The sequence below is a fragment of the Pseudomonas sp. MF6747 genome (assembly GCF_963890955.1).
Taxonomy (GTDB): domain Bacteria; phylum Pseudomonadota; class Gammaproteobacteria; order Pseudomonadales; family Pseudomonadaceae; genus Aquipseudomonas.
The window spans coordinates 92858-119100 of record NZ_CAWPSZ010000004.1; the positions used below are offsets into that span (position 1 = coordinate 92858).

Below are 26243 nucleotides of genomic sequence, written 5' to 3' on the forward strand. Positions count from 1 at the left end.
ATTCGTATTAGTATCGGACGCAGGTTTTCGACATTCACTCAGAGTAACCACCCTCATGACGACCCGCCCGTATCAACTGCCCGGCACCGCTGAAACCGAACAACTGTCGGGGCTGCGCACCAGCGGCGCGGCTCAGCGCGCATTGGATCATTACTTGAAAGACGATGTGTCGGCACCGCTCCCGGACGAGTGTTTCTTCGACATCAAGCCCAACGTCAGCCACGAGGATGCACTGGTGCATGCTTCGGAGCTGTTACGCAGCGCGGCAGCGGCGGCCTACGAACTGGCAAGCAGTCGGCAGGGCAACCAGCGGGACCTGGCGTTTTCAGTGGTGTATTTGATTGATATGGCGAAGGTGATGGTGGAGCGGACGCTGCAGTCGCCGGTGGCTCAGGCAAGCGCATAACAGACACAACGCAAAATATTTCTATCCCGCGGATAAAAACATTTGACTTGCAAATGATAATGATTATTATTGGGCTCAGCTGATCGCGAGATCAGTCGATAGACCAAGGGACCTTAGGTCGGACTCTTGGAATATCTCCTCATCAGGCTAATCACGGTTTTTGACCCGGCTCTTTGGCCGGGTCTTTTTTTTGCCAGTTTCCCTGGCATGGCTTCAGGCTAATGAAGACTGTGTGTTGCTTGATGGCGCGCATGGTAGCAAAAGACCATCGTCAAAAGAAAGCCGAACGAGCGCTCTAGCCCCGATCTTTCGGAAATAGCGCTTGAGAATCAATCTCATAGATTCTAAGCTGCTGCTGCGTCAAGGATGATGCCCCCTCCTCCGTGCAAAAATATTGCATCAAGATTTTGCCTGACTCCTGTGTAAGATATCCGCCACAACACTCATATTCAGGCAATCAGACTATGACCGTGGCCTTGACCTCCATCAAGATCAGCACCGACTTCGACAGTGGCAACATCCAGGTTCTGGATGCGAGTGATGCCTATCAGTTATTGCTGGCGATCAAACCCGACACCCGCAGCGCACACTTCCAGTGGTTCCACTTCAAGGCCGAAGGCATGCACGTGGGCCACACCCACACCTTCCGCCTGAGTAACGCGAGTCAGTCCTCTTACAAAAATGCCTGGAGCGGCTACAACGCCGTGGCGTCCTACGACCATATCAACTGGTTTCGCGTCCCCACGCGCTTTGATGGCGAAACATTGCACATCAGCCTGGAAACCCGCGAAAAACAAGCCTGGATCGCCTACTTCGAACCCTACAGCCGCGAACGTCACGACGCCTTGATCGAGCAGGCCGTGACCCGCGCCGGCACCCAGTTACTCGCCACCGGTAAAAGTGCTGAAGGCCGAGATATCCAACTGCTGCGCCGCGGCAAGGGTGGCGAGGGCCAGCGCAAGGTCTGGATCATCGCCCAGCAGCACCCCGGCGAGCACATGGCCGAATGGTTCATGGAAGGCGTCATAGAACGCCTGCAACAGGACGGTGACGCCGAGTTGAAAAAACTGCTGTCCGTCGCTGACCTGTACCTGATCCCCAACATGAACCCCGACGGCGCCTTCCACGGCCACTTGCGCACCAATGCCATGGGCCAGGACCTCAACCGTGCCTGGCAGAGCGCCAGCCAGGAAATCAGCCCTGAAGTGCTGTTCGCCCAGCAGCAGATGGAAAAATACGGCGTCGATCTGTTTCTCGATATTCACGGCGACGAAGAAATCCCCTACGTGTTCACCGCCGGCTGCGAAGGCAACCCAGGCTACACGCCTCGCCTCGAAGCGCTGGAAAAACACTTCCGCAGCCACTTGAGCGCGCTGACTCGCGACTTCCAAACCACCCACGGTTACACCCGCGACCTGCCGGGCGAGGCCAACATGACGCTGGCCTGCAATGCCGTCGGAGAGAAATTCGACTGTCTGTCGCTGACCCTGGAGATGCCCTTTAAGGACAACGACGATGCGCCCAACCCGAAAACCGGTTGGTCAGGTGAGCGCTCCAAACAGCTGGGCAAGGACGTCTTGAGCACGGTTGCCGATATCGTCACGGCACTGCGCTAAACCGTCCCGCCCCCGGCATCAGTCCTTGGTGCCGGTCATGCTTTGCAGCACGCCGTCACGGCGAATCAACCCGTGAAACAGCGCCGCCGCCAGGTGCAACAGCACCGTCAGAAACAGCAGATACGCCAGATACCCGTGGGCCTTGCGCAACACCGCAAACAACGGCGCATTCGCCCCCACCAACGCCGGCAACTGCACTGAACTGCTGAGCATTACCGGGTCACCCGCCGCCGAAATCATCGCCCAGCCCAGCAGCGGCAACACCAGCATCAACGCGTACAACAGCACATGAGAGGCCTTGGCGGCCAACCTTTGCCACAGCGGCAAATCATCAGGCAGCGGCGGTTGCCGAGTGGAAAAACGCACCACCAGCCGCACGATCACCAGCGCCAGAATCGCAATCCCCAGTGGCTTATGCAGGTGGATCAGCCACTCATGGCGCTCCGACACCGACGCCGCCATGCCCGCACCGATAAACAACATAGCGATGACCATCAGCGCCATCAGCCAATGCAGCACCCGCGCCAGCGGCGCGAAATAGCGTGGTTGAACATTCATGGCTTCGACTCCTGAGGGGCGCTGTGCAGCGGGCTGACTTCACCGGCACGACGCACGTACGAGCTGGCGTAGGCTGCCGAACGCGCTGCCAGCAGCGGGTCGTCGGAGGCCTGGATACCACTGGGCAAAATCAGCGGATCAAAGTTGATATCGCGGCAATCGCCGTCCGCTTGCGGCTGGCTGCTCTGCAGTACCAGCGTTCCGGCGTTGAGCACCTTGTGTTCGCCGGTCCAGGTTTTGCTCGCATCGTCCAGCGGGTCACCAGGGTTGGCCAGGGTCATGTTCAGCTGCCAACGCAGCGGGCCGGACGCCAGGCGCTGCACCAGGTCTTTTTCAAGAAAGTCACTGCCCGACGGTGCGGTATCGCCCGCTGCATCCTGGCTCTGCGGCACAACGCCCCAACGCACTGCCTGGCGTTTGCCGTCAGCGCTGACCAGATAAAACGCATTGATGCCGTTGTAGGTCTCTGTCGCATAGCTGGCCGACGGCTTGGCCGTCTTGACCCACGCCAGGAACGGCGCAGTCTCCGGGTGCGCGGCAAAAAACGCCGGCATGCCCGCCGGGTTCGGCTTGCCGGTGGCCGGGTCTGGCGCGCCCGCCTTGAGCATCTGGTAAAAGGCTTCAGGCGTGCCCACCGGAAACACCGGCATGCTGTTCATCCCGGTGCGCCATTGCTGGCCGTTGGCTTGGCTCAATTGCAAGGCAAAACTGCGGATCGGCACACTGCTGTCCGGCGCGTAAGGGTTGCCACTGGGCAAGGCAAATCGGCCGATCACCGGCGTTCTCGCTTCGCTGAACACCTGGGCACTGGAATACGCCCGCGCCTCGGCGCTGCTCTCGAAGTAACCCGCCACACACACGCCCTTGGCATGGTTGCGGCGAAAACCAGGGTGCAGTCCGTTATTGGTTTCCAGGGCATTAACCAGGGTTTTGGGGCGCAGGCGCTGTGGGTCGAGGGTGCCGTTGACGTAGGCAAATGCCCCGGCAACAACGGCAACCACGGCACCGATACCGGCGAGCCGTGCGATCAGACTCGCGGTACTCAACGGAGGACGGGGCGGTGATGAGTGATCTACCATGAAGTGACTCCAGGGCCAGAGGCCTAAGCGGTGAAACATAAGGTCGGAGCATTAAGACGAACGCCGATCCGCTCTATTCCCACGCCCTGTGTTTATTTTTCAGGCTTGGGAATAACCTTCAACGTCAGACGTCTCTCTAGTCCCAGCGTAACGACCAGCCAGATTCCCATGCATGAACTCGACGAACAGTTACGTGAACTGATCCCCAGGATGCGGCGCTTTGCCGTGTCCCTGACCCGTAACACCAGCAGCGCCGACGACCTGGTGCAGTCGACCCTGGAACGCGCAATCACCCGATGGGCCGACAAACGCATCGAAGGCGACTTGCGCGCGTGGCTGTTCTCGATTCTTTACCGGCAATTCCTCGACGCCCACCGCCGCAGCCGGCGTTACGCGCGCATGCTCGACTTCTTCACCGGCCGTGACGACGCGCAACCTTCGGTGGAGCGCACGGTGATGGCCCAATCGGCCTTGCAGGCCTTTGACCAACTCAACACCGAACAGCGCGCCCTGTTGCTCTGGGTGTCGGTCGAAGGCTTAAGCTACAAGGAGGTTGCCGTCATCCTTGAGGTGCCCGTCGGCACCGTCATGTCGCGCTTGTCCCGGGCGCGCCAGGCCCTGCGCCAACTCAGTGATGGCGAAATTGCCAGCCCTTCCCTGCGGATACTCAAATGATCAGCCTGCCCCCCAGCGAACGCGATTTGCACGCCTACGTCGATCACCAACTGCTGGAGAGCGATCGCCGCGTGCTTGAAACCTACTTGGCGACCCACCCCGACGTCGCTGCCCAGGTGCATGCCTGGCAACAGGATGCGCAAGCACTGCGCGCGTCATTGAGCGGGGCCTTGCAACAACCGACCAACCCCGCGCTGGACCCGGCGCTGATTCGCCAACGCATCAAACACCAATCGCGTCGCCACTTCGCCACGGCTGCCGTGTTGTTGATCGCCGTCAGCCTGGGCGGTTTTGGCGGCTGGCACGCCCGCGAAGCGACCCAGCCTGCCCTGTTGCCGATGGCCGACGCCATGCAAGCGTTCCGCCTGTTTGCCCAGGACGGCATCATGCCCGCCGACTACAACGCCCAGGACGGCGGCTCGATGCAGGCCTGGCTGGATCGCTACTTCAACCAGGCGCACCGCCTGCCGGACTTGAGCCAGGCAGGTTTCAAGCCGGTCAGCGGGCGCTTGCTCACCACTGAGCAGGGCGCTGCCGCGATGGTGCTGTACGAAGACCCGCAGGGCCGGCGCATCAGCTTCTACATCCGCCCGCCTGGCCCGGAAAACGGCTTTCTGCCCCGCGGCAGCCGCAGCGCCGATGGTTTGCAGGCCGAGTACTGGTCCGGCAGCGGCTACAACTACGCGATGGTCAGCCCGGTGGATCAACCAACCACGCAGATGATGAAGTTCTAAAAGCCCACGTCCAGCACCACGTTGTCCAGATAGGTGCCGCCCGGCGGCGTGGTCTGGTCGGTGTAGACCTTGGCGTTGTAGTTGAACACCTGGCTGCCGGTGCCCAGGCCGTTGCCAGGGTTGACCTCGGCCGTTGAACTGGCCCGACGCGCCGTGCCCACGCTGCCCCAGCGGGTTGTGCTGGCACTCTTGAAGATGTCGTAAGCAAGGAAGTTACCGGCGGACACCATCTGCCGGCGGCCACCCACACTCACCGGGTTCTGCCCGTCACTGAGGCCCACGGTGTAGGCGCTGCCCTTGGTGCAGGCAACGCTGGCCTGCCCGTTGACGGTGGAAAATGCACTGACCACCGGCGCGCTGCCAAAGGCGATGGCGGGCGTAGTGATCTGGCAGTCATTGACCACGGTCATGCTCACATTCAGCGTGGTCGTGCCGTTGTTGATCTCGCGGCCCGCGCAAATCCCACCAATGCCAATGCCTGAACAGTAGTTCCAGTTCCAGAAGATACTCAGGGTTTCGGTGTACACACCTGCCGCCACGTTACTGCCGACGGTGGTGGCGAAATACAGCGGCACAATTTTGGTACCCGGCCCGAACACCAGGCCAAGGGAGGCGGCAATGCCACCACTGCCGCCAAAATCGAACGCGGTGCCGCGCGTCATTGGGAACGCGGTGGTGTTGTTGGCGTAGATCGTATAGCTGATGACATCCCCGGTCGGCCCGACCAGGCCGCCTTGCGAGGAGCCGGTGACGGTCGCATAGAAATGGTCATTGGAGGTCAAGACTGACAGCAGCGCCGGCGTGCAGCTCAACCCAGCGTTGGTGGTCGAACTCGGCTGGGAGGTGGTGCGCACGGTCATAGAACTCACCGTGGTGCCGAAACTGGCCGGCACGGTGGCGCCCACCGTGCACACCGCCTGCACCTGCACCGACACGCCCAGGCTCGCCAACAGCAATAACCGCAACAGCCAATCCTTGACCTGCACACGCACACTCCTTATGTCATTGGCACACCAGTGGCCCGATCAGCGGCACCTGCTCCTGTGTGGTATCCAGTTCGAACGTCGCCTGGCAGGTCTGGCCATCGCCGACGGTGACCTGCAAGGTATTGTGGGCCGCCAGGTTTTCCAGGTAGACCAGCCCGTCCCACCCCACCACCGCCAGCGCGCCGCTTTGCTCGTGTCGCACCTGGCTGCCCAGGGGCAAGTCCTGATGCTGGGCATCGACCAGGGTGATGCTCGCCGCGAGCACCCGGCGCACCGGAAACTCCAGTAGGTAGCCACTGCCCCGGCGCACGGCCACGCGCTGCTCGACGTTGGGCACTTGCATGTTGGCCGGCAGGTTCAGCGGGTCGATCTCGTATTTGGCCCGGTAGTAGGCGCTGGTCCACGGCACCAGCAAGTGCCCGTTGCGGTCGGTTTCACCCACCACTTGGTTCTCGTAGCGCACCGGTACGCCGCCGACGCCATCGGTGCTCACCACCACAAACGCATCGTCGACACGGTTGGCTGCGAACACGTGGTGGTCCATCCATACCAGCGAGCCACTGGCATCCGCCCAGCGGGTTTCGGCGTCGCGGTTGCCATACACGCCGGCCTGCAACTGCACCGACTGCAAGCGCCAGGTCAGGTCGGCCTGCCGATAAGCCGGCCCGTCACCGCTGGCGTAACCCAGGTTAAAGCCCACGCCGCCCTCGGCCGGCACTGCCCGGCTGTAGTTGACGCGCTGCTGGCTTTGTCCGGTTTTGCTGCGTTCGCTGCCCACGCTGAGGCTGCCGTAGATGTCGAAGGGCACCACCACTTGGGCCTGCACTGCCCAACTGCTGTCACCGACCTCGTGGTTGGCCGACAGGTAGAAACTGCTGTTGCGCCACAGCGCTTTACTCCAGGTCATGTTCACCAGGCGGGTGCGAGAATCATCCGCCGCCTGCACATCGAAATACCCCACGCCCAAACTGCCGAAATCGTAGAGGTTCAGGCTCAAGGTCGCTTGCTGGCTGCGCTTGCTGAGGCTGGCATAGGGCGTGTCGACCAGGCTCAGGTCGGCGTACTCATCGCGGCGCTCTACCCGTTGATAAGACACGCTGTAACGCTGATTGCTGTACTGGTAGCCCAGGCTCAGTTGCTGGCCTGTGCGCCCGTCGAACTGGCTTTGGCTGACGGCGGTATTGAGCACGCCGAAGTTGCCCATGCGCAGGTTGCCGCCGACACCGCCCAAGGCCAGGTCACCCGCGGCTTCGGCGTGGCTTTCCAGGGTAAACGCATCCGACAGCCCGTACCGAAACGTGCCGCTCGCCACGCCGGAGCCGTAGCCAAAATCGCGCACGGTGTAGTCGCGGCGCAGGTTACCCGCCGCCACCGAAAAGTCCGACAAGCCCTTTTGCAACAGCGTACTCGTGACGTAGAACGGCACCGTGGTCGAGACCTGCCGGCCCAGGGCGTCGGTGGTCACCACCACCGCCTCACCCGCGCCGTTGATGAACGGCACGTTGGTCAGGGTGTACGGCCCAGGCTGCAGGTCGGCGCTGCTGGTTTTGTAGCCGTTGATAAACAGGTCCACCGACGACGGCACGGCGGCCTCACCGGCAAACTGTGGCAGCGGGTAGGTGACCAAATCCGGACGCACACCAAAATCGCGCGACACCTGCACACCGCCAAGACGCACCGAGGTGCTCCACGGCAAGGCACCGCTGATCACGTCGCCGGCCTCATAGGTCAGCAGGCGCTCGTCGTCGGAAAACCGCCACGTGGTGTCATAACGCCGATAGCCGTTGTCCAGGCTGCCGCCGGCTGTCTCCCGGCCAAGCGTGGTGCGGTACTGGCCGGTGTTGGACAAGGTGCCCCAGGTGTCGAACAACCTGACTTCGTTGAAGATGCCGAGGTAGGTGCCGGCGTCATCGGTGTCGTTGAGGTAGGCGTCATAGTTGAGCAGCGCGCCAAAGCTGGTCAGCGCCTGGGTGCGCGGGTAATTGTTGCGGTTGCCGATAAATTGCTCCGGCAACCAGGCCGGTGGCACGCTGAGCATCAGGCGCTGGCCCTGGCTGTCGTAATCGGTGTGCATGCCTGGCAGGTTTTCCAGCGCAACCTCGGCGGGCACTTCACCCGGCAGCTTCATGCCGATTTCCTGCAACACCGACGCCGGCAAGAACAACTGCCCGGCACGCTGATTGACGGCGACCACGCGCCCGGTATCCATCTGATTGACCACCAGTTCCAGAAACAACTGCGCATCGGCAACAGCCTCCATACTGCTGGGAGGGGGCGGCAATGGAGCGGCCACACCCGGCGCCGCAAGCACCAGGCCAGACAGGCCACTCACCACCCACACCGATCGCCATAAACCTCTCGCCCGTTCATGGCTCACCAAGGCTTTGTGTCCATCAATGGACATCTCCATCCGTTAACACCAGGGGCTGCTCCATGCCCTACCGCACTGATTTATCGCCCCGGTGCAAGGTTCTCCAATTGCGTCGCACCATTGACTCGCACCTGCAGCGGCTGATCAGCCGGCAGGCCCTCCGGCACCGGCCAGCGCATGGTTGCGCCCGGCAGCACATAGCCCATCAGGCCTTCCACCAGCGGCCGCGGCTGACCGCCCTGTTTGAACGTGGCGTCGGTCAAGCGTGCATGCACGGCGCCCTGGTTGCGCATTTCGACGTAGTTGCGCCCACCCACTGTGAACTTTTTCCAACTCAGGTCCGGCTTGCCGGCACTTTTGGGGTCGCGCTCGCGGGTGCCATCTACCTTGCTCCAAAGGCCCGGGCCATAGGCGAACAGCGGCACCGAATAGCGCATCTGGAAGCGAATCGCAGCGGCCGTCTTGCCATCAGCCGGGGCCGCAGGCGGCGCGGCCGGGGGGATTTCATCGATGATGATCCGGTAGGCCAGTTCCCGGCCCGGCGGCACCTCTTTGGTCCGGGTCAGGCGCACCAGCTGTTTCTGCCCCGGCTCGATTTTCGCCACCGGCGGGCTGCCGATCACGTCGCGCTGGTTCTGGTACTGCTCATCAAAACCGCTCTGGGTCCAGGCAAACACGCGGATTTGCAGGTTGGCGGTCTCCGTGCCGCGATTTTCCAGCCACAGGGCGCTGGCCTGTTGGTCGGCCTCCAGCACCGGGTCAATCGGCCAGATCAGCACCGAGCTGGCCGCGTGCGCCTGCCCTGCCGTCAACGCCCACAACGCGCTCAAACCTGCTGCCCACCAGTGCCGGGAAGCTGCATACATAAGTCTTACTCCTCATTGCCAATCGCCTTACCACGACAGCTGCACCTGCAACGTGTCGCTGTACGTCCCCCCAGGCGTATTACCCGGTAACTGCACTCGCCCATAAATCGGCAAGGTGATACTGGCTGCGTTGGTGTAGGCCACGCTCACGCTTTGGCTGATGCCCAGGCTCTGGCTGAACGCCGCGTCCCGAAACAGCTGATAAGCCACTTGAGCAGTGCCGCTATTGAGCTGCATCCGCCGACCGCTGTTGTTGTGCAAACCGCCATCGACACTCATGCTCAGCGCAACCCCCGGCGTACATTGCAAGGTCACGCCCCCCGTGAGTGCGACAGACGCCGTGCTGGTCGCCAGGGCCGAATAAGTGCCGAAGGCCAGGCTGCCGTAGTTCGTCCCGCCACCCACCACCAGGCATCCAGGGGTGATGGTCGCGCTGACCTGGAACGACTGACTGGTCACCGCCAGCAGCGACACCGGCATGCCCCAGCCGATGCACACCACACACGCCGCCCACCCTGCCCGGCTCATGGCACTTAGAACGTCAGCGTCACGTTGACCGTGTCGGTGTAAGTCCCGGCCGGCAGCCCGGCCTTGCCGTTGGCCTTACCGTAAATATTCACGGCCTGAGCCACGCCCGTGCTGGGTGCCAGGTTGATCACCCCACCGATGGCGAGCAAATTGGAATGGCCACTGTCGGTGAACAGGTCATACGGCACGTAATTGGCCACACCGTCGTACAGCGCGCGACCACCGCCCACAGACTTGCCGTCGTTGGCGCCGGCAGACACGGTCAGCGTCGGTGAAGTGCCCGCCGAACACAGAATCGACAACGCGCCACCGCCGCCGCCCAGCACCTGGCCGTCGGCTTCAGTGAACAGGCTGTTGGCCGTACCGAAGTTCAGGTTACCGAAGCTCATCCCGCCGGTGGCCGCCGCACCATTGACCTGGCAGCTGCTGGTCAGCACCAGCGTTGCGGTGACGGTGCCGGCGACCGTGGCCGCCTGCGTACCCGATACCCACACCAGCGCCATCAATGGAAAAACTGCTTTCGATACAAGTGCATGCATGATGTTCATCCTCATGATTTACCAATCCAGAGTCACCGTCAGGGTGTCTGTGTAGATGCCGGCCGGTAGGGCCCTGGTATTCGCCACCACCGAGCCGAATACCGGGATCGGTACTTGTGTGCCCTTGGTCACGACGAAATTGCGTTGTTGGCCAATGCTGTAAGTGCTCTGGCCCAGCGGATCGGCCGACAGCCGATACGGGATGGTCTGACGCCCGTTGCTCAAGCGTCGCGTGGTGCCATCGCCGTGCGCGCCGCCGTCGATCGTCACGGTAAAACTGCTGACCACCGACGGATTGCAGGACACCGACAGCGGCGCCTTGTCGCCATCGGAAACGGCTGCGCCCAGTGGGTTGCTCCAGGTCGGGCCCTGGCTGCCAAAGTCGAGCATTGCCGTGCCGCCCGCGGGGCTCACGGGCGCGCTTGCGGCGCCTTTGCTCACCTCACAACTGGCGGTTATCACCAGCCGCGCATGAATCTGCCCGGCCACGGCCGCCTGGGCGTCTTCTGCCAGCAGCAACAGGCCGCCCATGGCCACGAGGGCCCAGCCCCGGCTTACCATGTGACCGTGACCTTGAGCAGGTCGGTGTAGCGGCCGACGGCGGGGATGTCCTTGAGCGGTTCGATGCGGCCATATAAGGGCAAGTCGACGCTGCCCGAGTCCGGCACGCGGCCACTGAGCGGTTCATTCACGGGCAAGGCAATACGTCGCGCGGCGTCGGCGTAAAGGCGATAGGGAATAGGTTTACTCGAGGGGGTCGCGGCGCTGAGGTAGCGCACTTCGCCGACGCCGCCATGCAGGCCGCCGTCAACGCGCATTTGATAGGGTGTGTCCGGGTTGCATTCCAGGCGCGGCTGGCGCTGGCTGATCAAGGCCGCACTCAAGGGGCCGGCCGGGTCATTCAGACGCGGGCCGCTGCCAAAGTCCAACACGCCCAGCTGCTCGATACCCGCATCGCGGGTGATGCCCACCAGCTGGCAGCCCCGTTGCACGTCGATGCGCACTTCTACCTGAAGTTGCGCAGCGTAAACCGTGTTACAGAGTATGGCGCCCATGACTGCCAATACTGCTCGTCCCTTCACTGCCCCAATTCCTTATACAGGGGTGACAACTGTGTATGAGGTTAGCCATTTAAGAAGAAACCGCCAGTTTGCCCAGGACTACCCCCTCGCCATGCTTTTTCGAGATAGCTGGCGGCGCGCTTCTCTATTGGTCAAATCGCCTCGGGCGCCCTAAAGTGGGCGACCACCGCACGACAGAGTGACTTGCATTGGCTGTGCTTCCCCTGATTCAGCGTTTGCTGGGCAAAAAAACCGCCGTCCTGGCCCCCTCGCCTATCCCGGCGTTCTTTGAAAACAAGGCCAGGCAATAGGGCTATACCCTGAGCGCAGGCCAAACCCGGGCGATTGCCGCCCTCGCCCGCGAGACCCAGCACCTGCTCGCCAACCGTGCAACGCGCAGCCTGTACCTGCACGGCCCGGTGGGGCGCGGCAAAAGCTGGCTGCTCGATGGGTTTTTCCAGGCGCTGCCGATTGCCGACAAACAGCGCGTGCACTTCCATGCGTTTTTTGCCCGCCTGCATCGGGGCATGTTTGCGCACCGTGAGCACGACGACGCCCTGGGCGTGACCCTCGATGAGCTGTTGGCGGGATGCCGGGTGCTGTGTTTCGACGAATTCCATGTTCACGATATCGGCGATGCCATGCTTATCAGCCGGCTGTTCAAAGCCTTGTTTGCGCGCGGCGTGCTGGTGCTGGTGACCTCAAACTATGCGCCCGAGGGGCTGCTGCCCAACCCGCTGTACCACGAACGCTTCAAGCCGGTAATCGACCTGATTGCCGCGCGGATGGACGTGCTGGAGGTCAGCTCACCCGAGGATTTTCGCAGCTTGCCCCAAGCGCATGCCGAGCAGCACTTCACCGCTGGCCAGTATGTTTGGCCGGGCACGCCCGCCCAGCGTGAAATGCTCGGGCTGCCCGCCACCGATTGCCCGGCGCAAAGCCTGACCGTCGGCAATCGTCAGCTGATATGTCGCCACCATCAGGCGCCAACCATCGCGTTCACCTTCAACGACCTGTGCGAACAACTCACGGCCGTGATGGATTACTTGCTGCTCTGCGAGGACTTCGACCACTGGATTGTCGACGGGCTGCCCCAGTTGGCAGACTGCCCGATCGCCGTGCAACAGCGGTTTATCAACCTGGTGGACGTGCTGTACGACCAGGACAAACGCCTGACGCTGATCGGCCAACACCCCTTGGCGCATGCCCTTGAAGGGCAGGCCATCGACCTGGCTCGCACCGCGAGTCGTCTGAACCAATTGCAAACCGTCTGCCCGCAACCGGCGCCTCACCCGGTATCATGAGCGCCTTTTTACGCCCTCTTGCCGAGTGACTGCGCCGTTCATGAATACCCTCGCCCAACTCAAGGCCGGCCAACTGGCCGGCATCACGCGCCTGGACCTGTCCTGCGGGCTGACCGAATTCCCGCGGGAAATCTTCGAACTGGCCGACTCCCTGGAAATCCTCAACCTCACGGGCAACGCCCTGAGCAGCCTGCCCGACGACCTGCATCGCCTGTCGCACCTGCGCGTGCTGTTCTGCTCGGACAACGCCTTCACCGAGCTGCCGGCGTGCCTGGGCCAGTGCGCACAGCTGAGCATGATCGGCTTCAAGGCCAACCGGATCAGCCACGTGCCCGCCGCCGCGCTGCCGCCGCAGTTGCGCTGGCTGATCCTCACGGATAACTGCATCAGCCAATTGCCCAACGAATTGGGCGAGCGGCCGTTGCTGCAAAAACTGATGTTGGCCGGCAACCAATTGGCGCACCTGCCGCAAAGCCTGGCCAACTGCCACAACCTGGAACTGATCCGCATCGCCGCCAACCGCCTGACTCAACTGCCGCAGTGGCTGCTGACGCTGCCGAGCCTGACCTGGCTGGCCTATGCCGGTAACCCGGTGGAAATGGCCGTGGATGTGGCGGGCGATGACGCGACACCGAACATTCCCTGGTCGGAACTGGAACTGGGTGACGTGCTGGGCGAAGGCGCCTCGGGGATCATTCGCAAGGCGGCGTGGCGACCGCGGGGGATGTCTGTCGCAGTCAAACTGTACAAAGGCACGATCACCAGCGACGGCTCTCCGCTGCACGAAATGCAGGCCTGCATCGCCGCCGGGCTGCACCCCAACCTGATCAAGGTGGAAGGCCGCGTGGTGGGCCATCCCGATGACCAGGCCGCACTGGTGATGGACCTGATCGACCCGAGTTATCGCAACCTTGCCGCACTGCCGAGCCTGGCGTCCTGTACGCGCGATATCTACGCGCCCGACACGCGCTTCAGCCCCCAAGTGGCCTTGCGCATGGCGCGCGGCATAGCGTCGGTGGCGGCCCATCTGCACCGCCACGGCATTACCCATGGCGACCTGTACGGCCACAACATTCTGTGGAATGCCGAGGGTGATTGCTTGCTCGGGGATTTTGGCGCGGCGTCGTTCCATGCCACGGCGGACACCTTGGAAACCCAGGCGTTGCAGCGTATTGAAGTGCGCGCGTTTGGGGTGTTGCTGGGGGAGTTGCTGGCGCGGGTTGACACGCCGTTCAACGACCAGGCGTTGGTGGCGCTGCAAAAACGCTGCTGCCAGCCTGATGTGTTGGCGCGGCCAGGCTTTGAAGAGATCGAGACCTTGCTGCAAGCTCTGCCACACCACTGATCAAATGCGGGAGCGGGCTTGCTCGCGAATGCGTAGTGTCAATCACTGATTGGGTGACTGACACATTGCATTCGCGAGCAAGCCCGCTCCCACATTTTTTACCGCGTTCTATTCCGCGATAAATCAGCCAGCCAGGCCGACGAACATATCCTGCACGTCGTCATGGTTGTCCAGCCCTTCCAGGAAGGCTTCGACTTCGGCCATCTGCTCATCGGTCAAACCACTCACCGGGTTCTTCGAAATGTAGCCCAGCTTGGCCGACAACACTGTGAAACCCTGCTCCGGCAGGGCCTTCTGCACGGCATCCAGGTCGGTGGTTTCGGTGATGAACAGGGTGGTGCCCTCTTCTTCGCCGTCTTCGAAATCCTGGGCGCCGGCTTCGATAGCCGCCATTTCCGGATCAGCGTCCGGGGTGTCCGGCGACGCTTCGATCAGGCCGACGTGGTTGAAGTCCCAGGCCACAGAGCCCGAAGCACCCAACTGACCTTTGCGGAACGCCACGCGGATTTCCGCCACGGTGCGGTTGATGTTATCGGTCACGCACTCGACGATCAGCGGCACCTGGTGCGGGGCGAACCCTTCGTAGGTCACACGGTGGTACTGCACGGTTTCACCCAGCAGGCCGGCGCCTTTTTTGATCGCGCGCTCCAGGGTTTCCTTGGGCATCGAGGCCTTTTTGGCTTGCTCAACCACCAGACGCAGGTGGGCGTTGGTCGCGGTGTCGGCACCGTTGCGGGCGGCGATGGTGATTTCCTTCACCAGCTTGCCGAAGATCTTGCCCTTGGCATTGGATGCCGCTTCTTTATGTTTGACTTTCCACTGTGCGCCCATGACTCACTCTCTTTTGTCCATCGCGCCGAGACGTCTACTGGCCGGCGCTTTGGGGGCAGAGTTTATAGGGCAAAAAAAAATCGTTCCAGCAAAAAACCGTCAAGACGCCAACTCGAAAAACGCCTGGATCAGGCGCAGTGAACGGCGCCGCTCCATGCAACCGAGCATGTGCCGGTTGACCAGCCCGTCGCCCTGCAGGGGTATGGCGTGCACGCGCGGATCGCGGCTGACCTCCATTGACGACACCACCCCTACGCCCAGTTCAGCGGCGACGGCTTCGGTCACCGCCTCACGGCTGTCCAATTCGAGCAAGACCTTGGGCTGCACAGCGGCGCTGGCGCACGCGCTGTCGAAGGTGCGCCGGGTAATCGAGCCGGGCTCGCGAAGCACCATGATCACTTCGTGCAATTGCTCAAGGCGAATGCCCGCCGGGTCGGCCAGCCACGGGTGCCCTGCCGGCACCAAGGCGCAGATCCGCGATTCGTTCAGGGCTTGTAGGTGCAGGCCATTGCGCGGTTCCACCTCGGTGAGCACCGCCACATCCGCATGCTCGGACAACAGCGCCGCCAGGGTTTCCTGAGCATTGCCCAAGCGCAGGTTCACGGTGATGCCTGGGTAGCGCGCACGTAACCTGGCGATCATCGGCATCACCAGATGCGGGCCGTCGGCCGCCACCTCCAGGCGCCCGGTGAGCAACTGACGATTGGCTTCCAGCAGGGTCTGGGCCTCGTCCACCAGGCCAAAGATCGCGCGGGTGATCGCCGCCAGTCGCGTGCCCTCCTCGGTCAACTCCACCCGCCGCGCCGTACGCCGTAACAACGGGATCTGATAATGCTCCTCCAGAGCCTTGATGTGCCCGGTCACCGCCGGCTGGCTGATAAACAGCCGCGCCGCCGCCCGGGTGAAACTGCCCTCGCGGGCTACGGCATCGAATGCACGCAGTTGGAACAAGTTCATAGCTATCGGCCTCACTGATAGCTCGCATAACAACAAACAATTTGATTGATAACAAGCCAAACTGCACTTTAGGCGCCGTAGCTTCCCCAAGACTTGCGAGGACTTGAGATGACCACCGCCGCGCCCATTCTGCTCACACCCGGCCCCCTGACCACGTCCGTGCGTACGCGTCAGGCCATGCTGGTGGATTGGGGTTCATGGGACCAGCGATTCAACCAACTCACCGCCAGCGTCTGCGAGCAGTTGCTGGCGATCCTCAACGCTGCCGACAGCCATCACTGCGTGCCCCTGCAAGGCAGCGGCACCTTTGCCGTCGAAGCCGCCATCGGCACCCTGGTGCCGCGTAGTGGCAAGGTGCTGGTATTGATCAACGGCGCCTACGGCAAGCGCCTGGCCAGGATCTGCGAAGTGCTCGGCCGCCCATTCAGTACCTTTGAAACCGCCGAGGATGAACCTACCACTGCGGCCGATGTGGACCGTCTGCTGCGCGCCGACCCGGCCATTACCCACGTGGCGCTGATTCACTGCGAGACCAGCACCGGCATTCTCAACCCGCTGCCGCAGATTGCCGAGGTGGTGAAAAGCCACGGCAAGCGCCTGATCATCGACGCCATGAGTTCCTTCGGCGCGCTGCCAATTGACGCTCGCGAAGTGCCGTTCGACGCACTGATAGCAGCCTCGGGCAAATGCCTGGAGGGCGTGCCGGGCATGGGTTTTGTGTTTGCCGACAAACAGTCGCTGGCCGCCGCCCAAGGTAACTGCCACTCCCTGGCGATGGACTTGTTCGACCAGCACAGCTACATGGCCAGGACCGGGCAATGGCGCTTCACCCCGCCAACGCACGTGGTCGCCGCCCTGCACGAAGCGTTGCTGCAATATCACGAAGAAGGCGGCCTGCCTGCGCGTCACCAGCGCTATACACGCAACTGTCAGGCGCTGCTCGATGGCATGGCCGAACTGGGCCTGCGCAGCTTCCTGCCGGCAGCGATCCAGGCGCCGATCATCGTCACCTTTCATGCGCCAAAGGACCCGCGTTACCAGTTCAAGGCGTTCTATGAGCGGGTCAAGGCCAGGGGTTTCATCCTGTATCCCGGCAAATTGACCCAAGTGGAAACCTTCCGCGTGGGCTGTATCGGCCACGTCGATGCGGCCGGCATGCGCGCCGCGGTCAAGGCGATCGCGCAGGTGTTGCAAGAAATGGAAGTGCTGGACATTTGATTTCCCCCATTACCCCCAGGATCTGCACCATGAATTACCAGAACCCCAACACCCTCCAGGCCGTTATCCTCGATTGGGCCGGCACCGTGGTCGACTTCGGCTCCTTCGCCCCCACGCAGATTTTTGTCGAAGCCTTCGCCGAATTCGACGTGCACGTGTCCATCGAAGAAGCCCGAGGCCCGATGGGCATGGGCAAGTGGGACCATATCCGCACCCTCTGCGATCAGCCGCAAGTGGCCGAACGTTACCGCAAGGCCTTTGGTCGCACTCCGACCGACGACGACGTAACCGCCCTCTATGAGCGCTTCATGCCGCTGCAGATCGAGAAAATCGCCGAACACTCGGCGCTGATCCCCGGAGCACTCGACACCATCGCGCGGCTGCGTGCGCAAGGCATCAAGATCGGCTCTTGCTCCGGCTACCCCAAGCAAGTAATGGACAAGGTCGTCGCCCTGGCCGCCACCAACGGCTACCTCGCCGATCACGTGGTCGCCACCGATGAAGTGCCCAACGGTCGCCCATGGCCGGCCCAGGCACTGGCCAACGTGATCGCGCTGGGCATCGATGATGTGGCGGCCTGCGTGAAGGTCGACGACACAGTGCCCGGCATTCTCGAAGGCCGTCGCGCCGGAATGTGGACCGTGGCGCTGACTTGCTCGGGCAATGCCCTGGGCCTGACCTACGAGCAATTTCGTGCCCTGGACAGCAGCACACTGGCCCGCGAACGCGAGCGCATCGAGGCGATGTTCAAAGGCGCGCGCCCGCACTATCTGATCGACACCCTCAACGACCTGCCCGCCGTCATCACCGATATCAACCAGCGCCTGGCGCGCGGTGAAATGCCGCAAAGCCACTGACAGAGGTCAAAACAACGGCATTTACGCCAGGCAAAGCGCTCAAAACCGGCATACAGTTAAAGGACTCCGTCACCAAGAACGGAGGTTTGCCCTGATGAGTGAGGAACACAGCGATGCCGTGGAAAAACTCCGATACACGCTACAGCACCATGTCGATTGCGCTGCACTGGTTGATGGTGGTGCTACTGGCGGTGGTTTACGCCTGCATAGAGTTACGCGGCCAGTTTCCCAAAGGCAGTGGCGCGCGTACGTTGATCGTCGAAATGCACTTCATGTTTGGCCTCACTGTGTTCGTGCTGGTGTGGCTACGCCTGTTCGCGCGCAGCCTGGGCGTTGCGCCGAAAATCGTGCCAGCGCCCCCGCAATGGCAAAGCCTGTTGGCCACGCTGATGCACGGTGCGCTGTACGCGTTGATGATCGGCATGCCGATCGCCGGCTGGCTGATCGTCAGTGCCGAGGGGCATTCGGTGATGTTCTATGGCATTGAGCTGCCGCCGTTGATCGCTGAAAACAAGGCGCTGGCCAAAGAAATCGAAGGCTGGCACGTGCTGTTCGGCAAGATCGGCTACTGGCTGATCGGGCTGCATACATTGGCGGGGATCCTGCACCATTACGTGATCCGCGATAACACGGCGCTGCGCATGATGCCGGGTGGAAGCGGGCTTGGGCGCAAGGGCGGTGGATCAGCCACCAAATGGGTCGATTGATGCAGCGCAATCGCGGCCGGGTAGCCGACCGGAGTGAAGCAATGGCCGGAAAAAAGCACAGCAACACCGGATATACCTGGCTGCAATGAAAAGCCAATGTGGGAGCGGGCTTGCTCGCGAATGCGCTGGGTCAGTCAGCTCATTTGTACTGACCCACCTCATTGGCGAGCACGTCCGCTCCCACCCTCGGATTTGCGCTAGGCAGTAAACCCACGGCGACCTTGCAGGCCGCCGGTATGCACGAAGATCAGACGAGTGCCGGGGGGAAAACGCCCGGCCTCGATTTGCTGCTTCAGCGCCAGCAAGGCCTTGGCGGTGTAAAGCGGCTCCAGCGGCAAACCACTGGCCTGCTCCGTGGCGTGCATGAACTCGAGCAATAACGGATCGACCTTGGCGAAACCGCCTCGGCTTGCGTCCACCAATTCATACCCTTGCTGCACGATGGCCTGCACGTTTTGAGCGACGCCGTGGTCATCCGGCACCGCCATCGCGCCAAAGACTGCGTGCGCGCCCGCCTCGGCCAACGTCAACCCGGCCAGGGTCGTACCGGTGCCCGCCGCCAACCACCAGGCGTCGTAGTCGGCCCAGCCGAGGGTATTCAATTGCGCGCGCACTTGATCGACCAATACCGCGCAACCCAGGGCACCGGCCATTCCACCGCCGCCTTCCGGCACTGGGTAAAGTTGCGGGTATTGTGCGTGCCACGGCAACCAGAAATCCGCCGCATGCCGCGCGCGATAGCCGCCGTAGCCGAGCCAATGCAGCTGCATGCCAAAGGCTTTCAGGTCGAGCACAGTGGGTGTGTCTTGAGGATGGCCGCGCAACAGGCCCACGGTCGGAAAACCGAAGCGTTTGCCGGCTGCCGCCAGCGCGTGCAGGTGGTTGGAGTGCGCGCCGCCGAGGCTGATGACTCCGCGGGCTCCGGCCGCCTGGGCATCGGCCAGGTGCTGGGTGAGCTTGAACCACTTGTTGCCGCTGATCAGCGGGTCGATGCAATCCAGGCGCAGCACTGCCACCTCGACGCCGTTCAGCCAATCCAGCTGCAACAGTTCAAGGGGCGCGTGGGGAAGCCAGTCGAAAGGGCCCATCGGGAGGCCTCTGAACGAAAAAAGGGGCGGCAGTCTACCACCGCCCCTTTTTTCGTCTTACAACTCGGCGGCGAGGCGCGAGCCCTGGTTGATGGCGCGCTTGGCATCCAGCTCGGCCGCCACGTCGGCGCCGCCGATCAGGTGCACGTTCTGGCCTGCGGCGATTAGGCCGTCCTGCAACTCGCGCAGCGGGTCTTGCCCGGCGCAGATGACGATGTTGTCCACCGCCAGCAGCTGCGGCTCGCCGTCGGCGCCGATGCGGATATGCAGACCCTGGTCATCGATGCTCAGGTATTCGACGCTGTTGAGCATCTGCACACGCTTGTTCTTCAGGCCTGTGCGATGGATCCAGCCGGTGGTCTTGCCCAGGCCGTCGCCGACCTTGGAGGTTTTGCGTTGCAGCAGGAACACTTCACGCGCCGGCGCATGCGGCGCAGGCTTGATGCCGGCCACGCCGCCACGGGCTTGCAGTTGCGTGTCGATGCCCCACTCTTTCCAGAACGCTTCGCGGTCCAGGCTGGTGGACACGCCTGCGTGCACCAGAAATTCAGAGACGTCAAAGCCGATACCGCCAGCGCCGATCACCGCCACGCGCTTGCCCACTGGCTTGCGCTCAAGAATCACGTCCAGGTAGCTCAGCACCTTGGCGTTGTCGATGCCTGGAATCGCTGGCGTACGCGGCGCAATGCCGGTGGCCAGGATAATCTCGTCATACCCGCCCGCCGCCAGTTGCGCGACATCCACACGGGTGTTGAGGCACACCTCGACGTGGGTGGTCTGCAATTTGCGCTTGAAGTAGCGCAGGGTTTCAAAGAACTCCTCTTTGCCCGGCACGCGCTTGGCGATATTGAACTGGCCGCCGATTTCGCTGGCGGAATCGAACAAGGTCACTTGATGGCCGCGCTCCGCCGCCACGGTAGCCGCTGCCAGGCCCGCAGGACCGGCACCGACCACGGCGATTTTCTTGATCTGCTTGACCGGCAGGTAGTTCAGCTCAGTTTCGTAGCAAGCGCGCGGGTTGACCAGGCAGGTGGTCAGCTTGCCGCCAAAAGTGTGGTCCAGGCAGGCCTGGTTGCAGCCGATGCAGGTATTGATTTCATCGGCGCGGCCGGCAGCGGCCTTGTTGACGAACTCAGGGTCAGCCAGGAACGGCCGCGCCATTGAGACCATGTCGGCATCGCCCTCGGCGAGGATCTGCTCGGCAACTTCCGGCGTATTGATACGGTTGGTAGTAATCAGCGGAATCTGCACCGCGCCGCGCAGCTTGGCGGTGACTTTACTGAACGCGCCACGCGGCACTTTGGTGGCGATGGTCGGGATACGCGCTTCGTGCCAGCCGATACCGGTGTTGATGAGGGTCGCACCGGCTTGCTCAATGGCCTTGGCCAACTGCACGATTTCTTCCCAACTGCTGCCGCCCTCGACCAGATCGAGCATCGACAGGCGGAAAATAATAATGAAGTTCGGGCCCACGGCTTCGCGCACGCGGCGCACGATGTCGACCGCCAGGCGCATGCGGTTTTCGTAGCTGCCACCCCAACGGTCGGTGCGGTGGTTGGTGTGGGCGGCGAGGAACTGGTTAATGAAGTAGCCCTCGGAGCCCATGATTTCCACGCCGTCGTATTCGGCGACCTGGGCCAGCAGCGAGCCGGTGACGAAATCCTGGATCTGCTTTTCGATGCCTTCTTCGTCCAGTTCCTTGGGCTTGAACGGGTTGATCGGCGCCTGGATCGCGCTCGGTGCGACTTGCTTGGGGCTGTAGGCATACCGCCCGGCGTGAAGGATCTGCATGCAGATCTTGCCGCCCGCTTCGTGCACGGCCTGGGTCACGATCTTGTGCTTCTGCGCTTCCTCGTCAGTGGTCAGCTTGGCTGCACCGGCATACACGCCGCCCTCGTCATTCGGGCCAATGCCGCCGGTGACCATCAGGCCGACACCGCCACGGGCGCGCTCGGCAAAATAGGCGGCCATGCGCTCGAAACCACCTGGCTTTTCTTCAAGGCCTGTGTGCATCGAACCCATCAGGGTGCGATTGCGCAAGGTGGTAAAACCCAGGTCCAACGGGGCCAGCAGGTGCGGGTAGGCAGCAGCGGTCATGGTACAGCTCCACAACGGATCATCACGGGACGTGGCAGGCTCGAATGGCCCGCCATCGGTTTATGTCCCACAGACTAAGAGGCGATGGACTGCCGCTCAATGACTGAAACTGACAACTTATTGATCCAAATGCACAGCGCCCCTTGGCAAGCAGGTGCCTGGGCCCTACCCTAGTCGGCGAACCCTGCACACGGTCTGTTGTCTGTTGCCCCATGCGTAAACTTCTAGCGTTCACCCTCGTCATGGCCCTGGTTGCCGCCGTCACCGCGTATCTGGTCTGGACCCAGGAGCGCCCTGTGGCGCACTACCTGTCGGACCTGCGCATTTCCCTGGCCGTCAATGAAGGCGAGCCTGCCGATCGTGGCAACTTGCTCGGCATTCAGCCGGAGTTGTTTCCCGCCGATTACCAGAGCCTGGAACGCCTGCACCTGAAGCTCGCGGCGTACCTGCAAAAGGCCCGTGATCAGGGGCTGATCAATCAAAAGACCATCGTGGTCCTGCCCGAACATATCGGCACTTGGCTGATGCTCAGCGGCGAAAAAAACGAGTTGTATCAGGCGGTCCATTTAAAAGACGCGATGAACTGGCTGTCGGCCAGCAACCCTCTGCAGTTTGCGCGCGCATGGATCAGCGCCACCGGCGACAACCGCATGGATGACGCCTACCTGCGTATGAAAGCCTCCGCCATGGCGCGCGACTATCAGCTGTTGTTCGGCGGCCTGGCCAAAGAGTTTGGCGTCACGCTGGTGGCCGGCTCCATCACCCTGCCCAACCCGAGTGTCGAACAAGGCCAACTGCATGTCGGTCATGGCCCGCTGTATAACGCCAGCCTGGTGTTCGGTGCCGACGGTTTGCCAGTGGGCCAGCCACAGCGCCAGTTCTACCCGATCTACGATGAGCGCGGTTTTATCCAACCGGGCGACGAAAATATCGTCAACGTGGTCGATACCCCGGCCGGGCGCCTGGGCATCCTGATCGGCAGCGACAGCTGGTACCCGGACAACTACCGCAAACTCAACGAGCAAGGCGCGCAGTTGGTCGCCGTGCCGGCGTTTGTGACCGGCCGCGAGACATGGGATCGCCCATGGCGCGGGTTTAAAAGCGTGTCGACGCCACCCGAAATCAGCCTCAAGCCCGAGGAACTCAGCGAAGGCGAAGCCTGGCACCGTCTGACCCTGATCAGCCAACAACCGATCAGCCAGGCAAGCGCCGGCATGAGCGTGTTCCTGCGTGGGCAGTTCTGGGACCTGGGCACTGCCGGGCACAGCTTTCTCAGCAGCAACGGGCGAGTCAACGCCGACAGCGGCGCCCGTGGCGCACGCCTGCTGAATATCTGGTTGTAACGCCTTGAAGCCGGTGCGCCTCGGGGATCTGTCAGTGGGCTTCGTGCACACCCTGGCGGACGCCATTCAAAGCCACGGCCTGGACCCGCAACCGCTGCTGCTGCAATACGGCCTGGACGCAGCGCGCCTCGCCGAAGCCGGTGCGCGCCTGTCGATCCCGCGTTACATGCGCCTGGGCCATGCGGCCATCCAACTGACCGGTGACCCGGGCCTGGGCTTGCGCATGGGCCAGCTCAGCCGCTTGAGCCAGGCGGGCCTTGCAGGGGTCACCGCCGCGCAAGCGCCCAACGTGCGTGAAGCGGCGCGCACATTGACCCGGTTCGAGGCGCTGTACGGCTCCAACTATCGCGGGCAGTCGAGTTTTCACGAAGATGCCGAAGGGGCGTGGCTGCGGTTCTATTCCATCAGCCCCTACAATGCCTACAACCGCTTTGTGGTGGATTCGATCATCGCCGGCTGGCTGCAGCAATTGTCCAGTTTGGCCCAACAACCGGTGCAGGCGCAGCGCATCGACATCGAATTTGAAGCGCCCCCGTATTGTGACCAGTACGCCGTGCTGGGTGACGGCCCGGTGCATTTTTGCGCCGACGCCAATCAAGTGCGCCTGAGCCAGCAAACCCTGGCGATGCGCAACCCGCAGCATTGCCCGAGTACCTGGCAGCTGTTGTTGAAGTTGTGTGAAGCAGAGTTGGAGCAGTTGACGCGCACCCGCAGCCTGCGCGAGCGCATTACCCGTTTGCTGGGGCCGATGCTCAATGGCGGCCGGGAACCCGACCTGGAGGAAGTGGCGGCACGCTTGAAGCTGCCCACCTGGACCCTGCGCCGCAAACTGGCCGAAGAAGGCACGCAGTTTCGCGCGATTCTCAACGACACCCGTCGCGATCTGGCCATGACCTACATTCGTGATACGGAGTTGGCGTTCGGCGAAATCGCCTACTTGCTCGGTTTTGCCTCAGCCCAAGCCTTTCAAAGGGCGTTCAGGCGGTGGAACAACCAGACCCCAGGGGAATTTCGCCGCAGTCAGCGGCATTCCGCCTGAAGTCGGTATTACAGCTCGGTGGCGTCATCGACCGGATCCAGCGGGTCCAATTCAAACGCATGGTACTCCAGCAGTTCTTCTTGGTAATCGTCCATGGTGGACTCCTTGTGAAGTTAAAGCGGCTGCCAATAAATGACCCGCACAGCCAGCCTAAAGTGCCGTGATGACGAAAAAATGTCTGTGCCATGACGTTCCTGCACATCCTGATTAAACGTAGCAGCGCTGGGTTGATTTAGCGTTTAACGTTTGACGTGCGATTGCAATCATTGCATTTGCAACTACATTTCTATTAGGGTACGAACCTCTGTTGCCTGGAGCTTCAACCCATGCCCGCCTCTACCGCTAACGCCGCGCAGCTGTGTATTGACGCACTGAACGGCGCCGAACCATCGCGAAGTTCGCCGTTGTACACGGTGATGACCATGGCCAATACCCTGGAATTCAGCCAGCAAGCCTGGGTAATTCGCGGCCAGTCACGCAGCCGACGCGTGGGGAGCTGGCCTACCTGGTTCGCGCGTAATACCGGCGAAAAACCACTGCTGTACCTGCACAGCGCGGCGTCGTCGGCGCAGCTGTGTGCGTTGTCGGATGAGACCGCGCAGCGCGGCATCCTGTGCAACGACATCGAGAACCAACCTTCGCCCTGGCCCAAAGGCGCGCAACCCTCGCTACCGCTGTGGCTGGCAAACCAGCCGCGTTGCACACCGTATGATCCGGCCTCGGGTGAGGAAGCCCGCGCGATAGTACTGGCCGGGTTGCGCACGTTGTACGTCGACGGCCAGCCCGGGTTTTATTACCTGGCGCTGCATGATCAAGAGACCGCCGTGACGCTGGATGCGCAAGACCGTGAAGATGCGCTCAGGGGCATGTACCCGATCCAACGTCGCCAAGGGGAGGTGCGATTGCTCGGTGCAGGTCGGGCACTGGTGGAAGTCGCTCATGCGGCTCAGTTGCTTGAACAGGACTGGAGCATCACGGCGCAGCTGTGGAGTTGCCCCAGCTACACGCGACTGGCCCGCGAGGCTGCGGCCGCTGCGCGCTGGAATCGGCTGCACCCCATCGCGCCCCGGCAGAGCTGCCATTTGCGTGATTGCCTGGCCGGGGATACCACCCCGGTAATCGCCGTCACTGGTTATCCGCAGCCGATTGTCGATCAGCTGGGGCCGTATGTTGACGCGCGTTTTGTGGCGCTGGGCGCCGGCTCAGTGCAGGCGTGTGCGCCGAGTCGTTTTTGGATCGCGGTGTGTGCGTTGAGGGCGTTGGCGGATGAAGGGTGTATTGACGCACACCAGGTGGAAATAGCGATGAAACGGTATCCACTTGAATGAATGAGAAACGCGATAAACATGTGGGAGCGGGCTTGCTCGCCAATGCGGTGGTTCAGTTAACCGGTAGGGTACTGACACACCGCTTTGGCGAGCACGCCCGCTCCCACATTGAATCTGCACCGTATCTCAGATCTTGCGTCGGTTGCGGGTGTGCACACCCGCCTCCACCGCCAACCCCGCCGTACGCTCCAGGGCATCGGCAAACAACTGGCGCTGCTCGGGCTCGATTTGCGACAGGAACAACTCGTCGACGGTGCTTTCGTAGATCGTCCACATTTTTTTGCGCAGCACCCGACCCGCGTCGGTGATCGAGGCAAACGCCGCTCGGCCGTCGCCGTCTGAACGTGAACGCACCACCAGGCCGTCCTTTTCCAGCCGGTCCACCAGGCGCGTCAGGTTATAGCGCTCGATCGCCAGCACATCGGCCAGTTCGTGCATACGGCGAGTGCCCTCGGGGCCGCTTTCCAGCCCCCACAGCGCGTCATACCAGGCGTACGGCGGCAGGCCCGCCTCAGCCAGCCGACGCTCGATTTCACGGATGACCGTCCTGTGGGCCCTGACAAAACGGAACCATACATCAGGCTCATTCGACGACATGCAACACCATCCGGGGAATTTCAAGAAGGTTGCAATAGTAGCTCATCCCGCGCTAGATTCAGGTATGTCGTTGCAATTGCAACTACATTGGCGCTACTCCCACAAGGAGCTCG

The 26243-nt window shown here is 62.2% G+C and carries 25 protein-coding genes and 1 pseudogene; 12 read left to right on the forward strand and 14 right to left on the reverse strand.

Annotation, left to right across the window (positions count from 1 at the left end; genetic code table 11):
- The first annotated feature begins 55 nt into the window (after nucleotides 1-55).
- Together AACW30_RS05510 and AACW30_RS05515 are read left to right on the forward strand one after the other, a co-directional pair.
- The gene (locus tag AACW30_RS05510) at nucleotides 56-406 is read left to right on the forward strand and encodes a DUF6124 family protein (RefSeq protein ID WP_106578817.1); all 351 of its coding nucleotides are present in this window, start codon (nucleotides 56-58) and stop codon (nucleotides 404-406) included.
- 464 nt (nucleotides 407-870) lie between these two features.
- Entirely contained in the window at nucleotides 871-2022 is a 1152-nt protein-coding gene (locus AACW30_RS05515; protein WP_179608751.1) for a M14 family metallopeptidase, read from the forward strand.
- A gap of 18 nt (nucleotides 2023-2040) precedes the next feature.
- Here AACW30_RS05515 and AACW30_RS05520 read toward each other — a convergent pair whose 3' ends face one another.
- Together AACW30_RS05520 and AACW30_RS05525 are read right to left on the reverse strand one after the other, a co-directional pair.
- On the reverse strand, nucleotides 2041-2580 hold the full coding sequence (locus tag AACW30_RS05520; RefSeq protein WP_106578819.1) for a cytochrome b: 540 nt from the start codon (nucleotides 2578-2580) through the stop codon (nucleotides 2041-2043).
- Nucleotides 2577-3659: a catalase family peroxidase gene (locus AACW30_RS05525; protein WP_200624427.1), complete on the reverse strand. Its 1083-nt coding sequence runs from the start codon at nucleotides 3657-3659 to the stop codon at nucleotides 2577-2579. Before AACW30_RS05525 ends, AACW30_RS05520 begins: the two co-directional genes overlap by 4 nt.
- 168 nt (nucleotides 3660-3827) lie before the next feature.
- On the opposite strand from AACW30_RS05525, the gene AACW30_RS05530 reads away from it, so the two are divergent.
- Together AACW30_RS05530 and AACW30_RS05535 are read left to right on the forward strand one after the other, a co-directional pair.
- The gene (locus AACW30_RS05530; RefSeq protein WP_106578821.1) at nucleotides 3828-4334 is read left to right on the forward strand and encodes a sigma-70 family RNA polymerase sigma factor; all 507 of its coding nucleotides are present in this window, start codon (nucleotides 3828-3830) and stop codon (nucleotides 4332-4334) included.
- Entirely contained in the window at nucleotides 4331-5068 is a 738-nt protein-coding gene (locus tag AACW30_RS05535) for an anti-sigma factor family protein (protein ID WP_119739808.1), read from the forward strand. The genes AACW30_RS05530 and AACW30_RS05535 overlap by 4 nt, the downstream gene beginning before the upstream one ends.
- On the opposite strand, the gene AACW30_RS05540 is transcribed toward AACW30_RS05535, so the two are convergent.
- Genes AACW30_RS05540 through AACW30_RS05570 form a run of 7 tightly spaced genes read right to left on the reverse strand, consistent with a single transcriptional unit; the run spans nucleotide 5065 to nucleotide 11440 of the window.
- Nucleotides 5065-6054: a Csu type fimbrial protein gene (locus AACW30_RS05540; RefSeq protein WP_372239727.1), complete on the reverse strand. Its 990-nt coding sequence runs from the start codon at nucleotides 6052-6054 to the stop codon at nucleotides 5065-5067. The two genes, AACW30_RS05535 and AACW30_RS05540, sit on opposite strands and share 4 nt — an antisense overlap.
- A gap of 16 nt (nucleotides 6055-6070) precedes the next feature.
- Complete coding sequence (locus AACW30_RS05545) at nucleotides 6071-8464, reverse strand: fimbria/pilus outer membrane usher protein (protein ID WP_200624428.1); 2394 nt, start codon at nucleotides 8462-8464, stop codon at nucleotides 6071-6073.
- A gap of 41 nt (nucleotides 8465-8505) precedes the next feature.
- Complete coding sequence (locus AACW30_RS05550) at nucleotides 8506-9291, reverse strand: fimbrial biogenesis chaperone (protein WP_200624429.1); 786 nt, start codon at nucleotides 9289-9291, stop codon at nucleotides 8506-8508.
- Nucleotides 9292-9318: 27 nt separating this feature from the next.
- Nucleotides 9319-9819, reverse strand: coding sequence for a Csu type fimbrial protein (locus AACW30_RS05555; RefSeq protein ID WP_371924160.1), 501 nt, complete (start codon nucleotides 9817-9819; stop codon nucleotides 9319-9321).
- Between the two features lie 5 nt (nucleotides 9820-9824).
- Nucleotides 9825-10358 carry a Csu type fimbrial protein gene (locus AACW30_RS05560; RefSeq protein WP_106578825.1) on the reverse strand — a complete coding sequence of 178 codons (534 nt, stop codon included), beginning with the start codon at nucleotides 10356-10358 and terminating at the stop codon, nucleotides 9825-9827.
- Between the two features lie 18 nt (nucleotides 10359-10376).
- Complete coding sequence (locus AACW30_RS05565; protein ID WP_106578826.1) at nucleotides 10377-10919, reverse strand: Csu type fimbrial protein; 543 nt, start codon at nucleotides 10917-10919, stop codon at nucleotides 10377-10379.
- Nucleotides 10913-11440, reverse strand: coding sequence for a Csu type fimbrial protein (locus AACW30_RS05570; protein WP_442793511.1), 528 nt, complete (start codon nucleotides 11438-11440; stop codon nucleotides 10913-10915). The genes AACW30_RS05565 and AACW30_RS05570 overlap by 7 nt, the downstream gene beginning before the upstream one ends.
- A 188-nt stretch (nucleotides 11441-11628) precedes the next feature.
- Between AACW30_RS05570 and zapE the strand changes: the two are divergent.
- Nucleotides 11629-12723, forward strand: a pseudogene (gene zapE, locus AACW30_RS05575) (cell division protein ZapE).
- Nucleotides 12724-12763: 40 nt separating this feature from the next.
- Nucleotides 12764-14068, forward strand: a complete 1305-nt coding sequence (locus AACW30_RS05580) for a protein kinase (protein WP_106578961.1) — start codon at nucleotides 12764-12766, stop codon at nucleotides 14066-14068.
- 123 nt (nucleotides 14069-14191) lie between these two features.
- Here AACW30_RS05580 and AACW30_RS05585 read toward each other — a convergent pair whose 3' ends face one another.
- Both AACW30_RS05585 and AACW30_RS05590 read right to left on the reverse strand, forming a co-directional pair.
- Nucleotides 14192-14899, reverse strand: coding sequence for a YebC/PmpR family DNA-binding transcriptional regulator (locus AACW30_RS05585; RefSeq protein WP_090402660.1), 708 nt, complete (start codon nucleotides 14897-14899; stop codon nucleotides 14192-14194).
- A gap of 99 nt (nucleotides 14900-14998) precedes the next feature.
- Entirely contained in the window at nucleotides 14999-15856 is an 858-nt protein-coding gene (locus AACW30_RS05590) for a LysR substrate-binding domain-containing protein (protein WP_106578830.1), read from the reverse strand.
- Nucleotides 15857-15964: 108 nt separating this feature from the next.
- On the opposite strand from AACW30_RS05590, the gene AACW30_RS05595 reads away from it, so the two are divergent.
- The 3 genes from AACW30_RS05595 to AACW30_RS05605 all read left to right on the forward strand — a co-directional run bounded on the left by AACW30_RS05595 (nucleotide 15965) and on the right by AACW30_RS05605 (nucleotide 18638).
- On the forward strand, nucleotides 15965-17074 hold the full coding sequence (locus AACW30_RS05595; RefSeq protein ID WP_200624430.1) for a 2-aminoethylphosphonate--pyruvate transaminase: 1110 nt from the start codon (nucleotides 15965-15967) through the stop codon (nucleotides 17072-17074).
- A 29-nt stretch (nucleotides 17075-17103) separates the two neighbouring features.
- Nucleotides 17104-17931, forward strand: a complete 828-nt coding sequence (phnX, locus tag AACW30_RS05600; RefSeq protein ID WP_119739791.1) for a phosphonoacetaldehyde hydrolase — start codon at nucleotides 17104-17106, stop codon at nucleotides 17929-17931.
- 113 nt (nucleotides 17932-18044) lie between these two features.
- Complete coding sequence (locus tag AACW30_RS05605; protein ID WP_200624431.1) at nucleotides 18045-18638, forward strand: cytochrome b; 594 nt, start codon at nucleotides 18045-18047, stop codon at nucleotides 18636-18638.
- A 197-nt stretch (nucleotides 18639-18835) separates the two neighbouring features.
- On the opposite strand, the gene AACW30_RS05610 is transcribed toward AACW30_RS05605, so the two are convergent.
- On the reverse strand, nucleotides 18836-19726 hold the full coding sequence (locus AACW30_RS05610; protein ID WP_200624432.1) for a 1-aminocyclopropane-1-carboxylate deaminase/D-cysteine desulfhydrase: 891 nt from the start codon (nucleotides 19724-19726) through the stop codon (nucleotides 18836-18838).
- A 57-nt stretch (nucleotides 19727-19783) separates the two neighbouring features.
- On the reverse strand, nucleotides 19784-21823 hold the full coding sequence (locus AACW30_RS05615) for an NADPH-dependent 2,4-dienoyl-CoA reductase (protein ID WP_200624433.1): 2040 nt from the start codon (nucleotides 21821-21823) through the stop codon (nucleotides 19784-19786).
- A gap of 212 nt (nucleotides 21824-22035) precedes the next feature.
- Here AACW30_RS05615 and AACW30_RS05620 point away from each other — a divergent pair, with 212 nt between their 5' ends.
- From AACW30_RS05620 to AACW30_RS05630, 3 genes are all read left to right on the forward strand, one after another.
- Nucleotides 22036-23166 (forward strand): carbon-nitrogen hydrolase family protein, encoded by a 1131-nt coding sequence (locus tag AACW30_RS05620; RefSeq protein ID WP_119739785.1) that lies wholly within the window; start codon nucleotides 22036-22038, stop codon nucleotides 23164-23166.
- 4 nt (nucleotides 23167-23170) lie between these two features.
- Entirely contained in the window at nucleotides 23171-24205 is a 1035-nt protein-coding gene (locus AACW30_RS05625) for an AraC family transcriptional regulator (protein WP_200624434.1), read from the forward strand.
- A gap of 326 nt (nucleotides 24206-24531) precedes the next feature.
- Nucleotides 24532-25533, forward strand: a complete 1002-nt coding sequence (locus AACW30_RS05630; protein ID WP_200624435.1) for a transketolase-like TK C-terminal-containing protein — start codon at nucleotides 24532-24534, stop codon at nucleotides 25531-25533.
- Nucleotides 25534-25659: 126 nt separating this feature from the next.
- Here AACW30_RS05630 and AACW30_RS05635 read toward each other — a convergent pair whose 3' ends face one another.
- Nucleotides 25660-26130, reverse strand: a complete 471-nt coding sequence (locus AACW30_RS05635; RefSeq protein ID WP_106578839.1) for a MarR family winged helix-turn-helix transcriptional regulator — start codon at nucleotides 26128-26130, stop codon at nucleotides 25660-25662.
- Nucleotides 26131-26243 lie beyond the last annotated feature (113 nt).